This is a genomic window from uncultured Neisseria sp. (genome assembly GCF_951230505.1).
GTDB lineage: Bacteria > Pseudomonadota > Gammaproteobacteria > Burkholderiales > Neisseriaceae > Neisseria.
This window is the reverse complement of the sequence record NZ_CATNVN010000125.1, coordinates 1-5,413: the sequence shown is the minus strand read 5'-3', so window position 1 is coordinate 5,413 and position 5,413 is coordinate 1. Positions and strand designations below refer to the sequence as shown.

General features: G+C 46.6%; 3 protein-coding genes. 1 reads left to right on the top strand and 2 read right to left on the bottom strand.

Annotated elements, in window-relative coordinates:
* Positions 1-120 precede the first annotated feature (120 nt).
* Positions 121-1,104, bottom strand: coding sequence for a hypothetical protein (locus tag Q1M25_RS07795; protein WP_300483648.1), 984 nt, complete (start codon positions 1,102-1,104; stop codon positions 121-123).
* A gap of 179 nt (positions 1,105-1,283) precedes the next feature.
* A complete protein-coding gene (alaS, locus tag Q1M25_RS07790; RefSeq protein WP_300483646.1) occupies positions 1,284-3,908 on the bottom strand; it encodes an alanine--tRNA ligase in 2,625 nt (874 codons plus the stop codon).
* A gap of 250 nt (positions 3,909-4,158) precedes the next feature.
* Between alaS and Q1M25_RS07785 the strand changes: the two genes are divergently transcribed.
* Positions 4,159-5,295 (top strand): polyamine ABC transporter substrate-binding protein, encoded by a 1,137-nt coding sequence (locus tag Q1M25_RS07785; protein WP_300483644.1) that lies wholly within the window; start codon positions 4,159-4,161, stop codon positions 5,293-5,295.
* Positions 5,296-5,413: the final 118 nt, after the last annotated feature.

Sequence of the window (5,413 nt, the reverse complement as noted above, 5' to 3'; positions counted from 1 at the left end):
CAGTAGATAGTATTGACAAACCTATCGGTAAGTGCCAGTCAATACTATTTTTCCATGAGTCTTTGATTGCCAAATATGCAAATACTCGGAAAATAAATTTATAACTGTTATTAGTAGACATTATGGCAATATTAACTTTTTCATTTCGCTTAAAATTGGATCACAAAACTTCTCATATGAAGACAATAATTCAACGTCGCTATTAATATAGAAATTTTGTCCTATAATATGCGTTAGAGATCCTGATATATCAAAATCAATATTTTTTTCAGGTCTATTTTCATCTGCCCCTAAAACAATTTTAGCAGAACCATATTGAGATTTCTTGCTAGAGAAAAGATTTTTGATTTTATCCCATTTGCTTTTTATGCCATCTAAACCAGAAGCTGAAACTTCCAGCACTTTTCTTTTTTCAGTAAAATATCCATTTTGATCCAATGGAGTTTGATATTCTCTTTCATCGATCAGGAAAATATTTTTTACTCGGCCATGATTAATCATGTCAATAAAGTCTTGGTTAGCATGTACTCTATATTCAAATTTATAATCTACATTTATTAATAAAGGATTTCCTTTTGTATCATAAGCTCCACTAGGATCTGTTTGCTTAAATTCATTTGGAAACTTATCTTTTACATTTTTCTTTATGACTTTGTTAAAAAATTTAACAATATTGCTAATTGTTAAGCCATTTGCTGCTTCTACCAACATGAGTGCTGTATCCAAAGGATTTTCAGGTAACTTAATAATTACATGACTAGAAAAATCCTGCCCTTCTAGATCATTGAGGTTCTTTTTAATTATTCTACGAGTTCGCCCTGATCTATTTTGTCCTGTAAAGATAGGATCAGATAAAGTTCTATTAGAGATATTTAATAGAAACTCATAGATAATTACATTATTAAGGTGTTCAATCTTGAAATCAGAACAATAAAATGTTACCTGCGAATCCCATAAGGTTAGAATCCAATCATCTTTTGGAATTTTTTGCAATAAATCTAGAGTTTTTTGTACGCCTATACGGTTAGGATTATCGGACTTTCTACTACTAGTAACAGCCTCTAAGTCAAACATTGCAATTCTTCTACGATTTTTATTAGCCATTTGTATACCTTATCTATTGAATTGATAAATTAACACGTAAGCATGTCGGTTCATAATCCAACATTTTTATATTTCACAAAACTTGTTGGGTCATGACCCAACCTACGCCAAACAAGGCCTTTCATACGGTATCCTTGCACAAAAGGCAGCCTGAAACCTTTCAGGCTGCCTTTCTTACATCAAGCCAGCTTCGCGTTGACCCAATCTTTCACGCTCTCCAACACGGCGGGCAGTTTCTCTACATCGCTGCCGCCTGCCTGTGCCAAGTCAGGACGGCCACCGCCTTTGCCGCCGACTTGTTCGGCTGCAAATTTAACCAGATCGCCTGCTTTTACTTTTCCGGTCAAGGCTTTGGATACGCCGGCGCACAGGGAGACTTTGCCGTCGTTGACTGCGGCGAGCAATACGATGGCTTGTTCTGATTTGCCGGTCAAGTCAGTCACGATTTCGCGCAGGGCTGCGGCATCGGCTTCGATTTGGGCAGCAACGAGTTTGGCTGAGCCCAGGTCTTTTGCATCGGCCAAGAGTTTGGCGCCTGCGTGGACGGCAAGTTCGGCTTTGGCGCGTGCCAATTCTTTTTCCAATGCTTTGGCGTGTGCCGCGCCTGCTTGGATTTTCGCCAATACGTCTTTTTCGGTTTGGGCTTTGGTTTCGGCAATAATGTCTTTAACCAAGCGTTCTTGTTCTTGCGCCCATTTGAGTGCGTTCAGGCCGGTGATGGCTTCGATACGGCGTACGCCTGCGGCAATACCGCCTTCGCTGATGATTTTGAAGAGGCCGATGTCACCGGTGCGTGAAACGTGTGTACCGCCGCACAATTCGGTAGAGAAACCGCCCATTTGCAGTACGCGTACTTCGTCGCCGTATTTTTCACCGAAGAGCATCATGGCGCCGGTTTTTTGGGCATCTTCCATGCTCATAATGGCTGCGTTGACGGCAACGTTGGCTAAAATGGCTTCGTTGACGCGGCGTTCTACTTCGGCGATTTCTTCGGCAGTTACTGCTTGAGGATGGGAAATGTCGAAACGGGTGGATTCGGCGGTAACCAAAGAGCCTTTTTGTTCAACGTGTTCGCCCAATACATCGCGCAGGGCTTTGTGCATTAAGTGGGTCGCGCTGTGGTTACGCATATTGGCATTGCGGATTTCGTCATCCACTTTGGCGGTAACGCTGTCGCCGACTTTCAGACGGCCTGAAGTTTGTATGCCGAATTGGCCGAATACGGCTGCTTTGATTTTTTGGGTATCGCGTACTTCAAAGCGGTTTTCGCCTGCGAAGATATAGCCGACGTCGCCGACTTGACCGCCGGATTCTGCGTAGAATGGGGTAAAGTCGATAACGATGGCGCCTTCGTCGCCTTCGTTTAATTCGTTGACTGACTCGCCGTCTTTGTAGAGGGCGAGGACTTTAGATTCGGTTTGGCGTTCGCTATAACCTTTAAACTCGGTGTCTTGGCCTTCGTAAGGCAGTTGGGCGTTAGCTTTGAAGCTTTGTGCGGCGCGTGCGCGTGCGCGTTGGGCTTCCATTTCGCGCTCGAAGCCTGCTTCGTCCAGTTCGATATTGCGTTCGCGGCAGATGTCGGCAGTCAAGTCGTATGGGAAACCGTAGGTATCGTAGAGTTTGAAGATGATTTCGCCGTCGAGTTTTTTGCTGCCTTTTGCCAACGCGTTTTCCAACAAAGCCATACCGGTTTCCAGAGTTTGGGCAAAACGGCTTTCTTCGTTTTTCAACGCTTCTTCGATTTGAACTTGTTTTTCTTTCAATTCAGGGTAGGCATCGCCCATCTCTTTAACCAAATCGGCCACCAGTTTGTGGAAGAATAGTTTGCTTTGACCCAGTTTGTAACCGTGGCGTACGGCGCGGCGGATAATGCGGCGCAATACGTAGCCGCGGCCTTCATTGGAAGGCAATACGCCGTCTGCAATCAGGAATGAGCAGGAGCGGATATGGTCGGCGATGACTTTCAGGCTCGGCTCGTCCATGCTGAATGGCGCGCCAGTTTCGCGGGCAACGGCTTTGAGCAGGTCTTGGAACAAGTCGATTTCGTAGTTGCTGTGAACATGCTGCATCACGGCCGCCATGCGCTCCAAGCCCATGCCTGTATCAACGGAAGGCTTAGGCAGCGGATTCATATTGCCTTGTTCGTCGCGGTTGAACTGCATGAATACGCAGTTCCAAATTTCAATCCAGCGGTCGCCGTCTTCTTCAGGGCTGCCCGGAATGCCGCCCCAGATTTCTTCGCCGTGGTCGTAGAAAATTTCGGAGCAAGGGCCGCAAGGGCCGGTGTCGCCCATTTGCCAGAAGTTGTCGGATGCGTATTTCGCGCCTTTGTTGTCGCCGATCCGGACGATGCGCTCGGCAGGCATGCCGATTTCGTTCAGCCAAATGTTGTAGGCTTCGTCGTCTTCTGCGTAAACGGTCGCCAAGAGTTTGTCTTTAGGGATGTTCAACCATTCAGGAGAAGTCAGGAATTCCCAAGCGAAGTGGATTGCGTCGCGCTTGAAGTAGTCGCCGAAGGAGAAGTTGCCCATCATCTCAAAGAAGGTGTGGTGGCGGGCAGTGTAGCCGACGTTTTCCAAGTCGTTATGTTTGCCGCCTGCGCGTACGCATTTTTGCGCGGTGGTGGCGCGGTTGTATGGGCGTTTGTCAAAGCCGAGGAATACGTCTTTAAATTGGTTCATGCCTGCGTTGGTAAACAACAGGGTCGGGTCGTCGTGTGGCACGAGCGAGGAGGAGCGGACGATGGTGTGGCCTTTAGATTCAAAAAATTTCAGGAATTTTTGGCGTAGTTCGGTGGTTTTCATAATGTCTCGATAAATTTTTTACAAGGATTTCAGACGGCCCAGACGGCGCGTTGCGATTAAAAACGAATGGGCGTTATCTTACCGCAAAACCATATTTCAAGCTATCGGCAGAAAGGTTTTAAGTTGGCAGCAATCCGTCTTTCAGACGGCCTCAAGCGGGGCGATATCTTTTAACAATGAAGCCTATCCGCTCGGGCTTGCCTGCTTTATAATGCCTCTCTATTTTCAACCGGATACGCAAGGAATGATAATGACCAAACATCTGCCCCTCATCGTACTGACTGCGCTGGCGCTGGCGCTGGCTGGCTGCGGCGGCTCGGACAAAACTTCTGCCGACAAGGCGGCTCAAACCGATAATCAAAAGATATTGAGCATTTACAACTGGTCGGAATATGTTGATCCCGAGACGGTTGCCGCGTTTGAGAAAAAACACGGTATCGCAGTAACTTATGATGTATATGACAGCGATGAAACGCTGGAGAGCAAGGTGTTGACCGGTAAGTCGGGTTACGACATCGTGGGTCCTTCCAATGCGTTTGTCGGTAGGCAGATTAAGGCAGGTGCGTATCAGAAAATCGACAAATCCCTGATTCCCAACTATAAAAACCTCAATCCACAACTGATGAAGCTGATGGAAGGCGTTGATCCGGGGCATGAATATGCGGTGCCGTTTTATTGGGGTACCAATACTTTCGCTATCAATACCGAGCGTGTGAAAAAGGCTTTGGGCACGGATCAGCTGCCGGACAATCAATGGGATTTGGTGTTTAACCCCGAATACACGTCCAAACTCAAACAATGCGGCATCAGCTATTTGGACAGCGCGGCGGAAATTTATCCTATGGTGTTGAACTATATGGGTAAAAATCCAAACAGCAGCGAAACGGCAGATATCAAGGCGGCTACGGAGGTCTTGAAGAAAAACCGTCCGTACATCAAGCGTTTTACCTCGTCCGGTTTTATCGATGATTTGGCGCGCGGCGATACTTGCGTAACGATTGGCTTTGGCGGCGATTTGAACATTGCCAAACGCCGTGCCGAAGAAGCAGGCGGCAAGGAAAAAATCCGTGTGATGATGCCGAAAGAAGGTGTGGGGATTTGGGTGGATTCGTTTGTGATTCCGAAAGATGCCAAACATGTGGCCAATGCCCATGCGTATATCAATGATTTCTTAGATCCTGAAGTTGCGGCGAAAAACGGCAATTTTGTTACTTATGCGCCGTCCAGCAAACCGGCTCAGGAGCTGATGGATGAAGAGTTTAGAAACGACAATACGATTTTCCCGACTGATGAGGATTTGAAAAACAGCTTTATCATGATGCCTATCCAACCTGCGGCGTTGAAATTTATGGTCCGTCAATGGCAAAGCGTGAAAGCAGGGACATAAGCTGATTGGGACGTATTAAGGCCGTCTGAATGGTGTAACCGAAATCCTTGATTTCGTTTTACGGCTGTTCAGACGGCCTTTCGTTTGTGTCAGATTGGCTTGGGTAAGGTTTAAAAAC

What these genes read in the sequence shown, in the direction of transcription:
- alaS (WP_300483646.1), bottom strand. Translation starts at nt 3,908, where the DNA reads ATGAAAACCACCGAACTACGCCAAAAATTCCTGAAATTTTTTGAATCT.
- Q1M25_RS07795 (WP_300483648.1), bottom strand. Translation starts at nt 1,104, where the DNA reads ATGGCTAATAAAAATCGTAGAAGAATTGCAATGTTTGACTTAGAGGCT.
- Q1M25_RS07785 (WP_300483644.1), top strand. Translation starts at nt 4,159, where the DNA reads ATGACCAAACATCTGCCCCTCATCGTACTGACTGCGCTGGCGCTGGCG.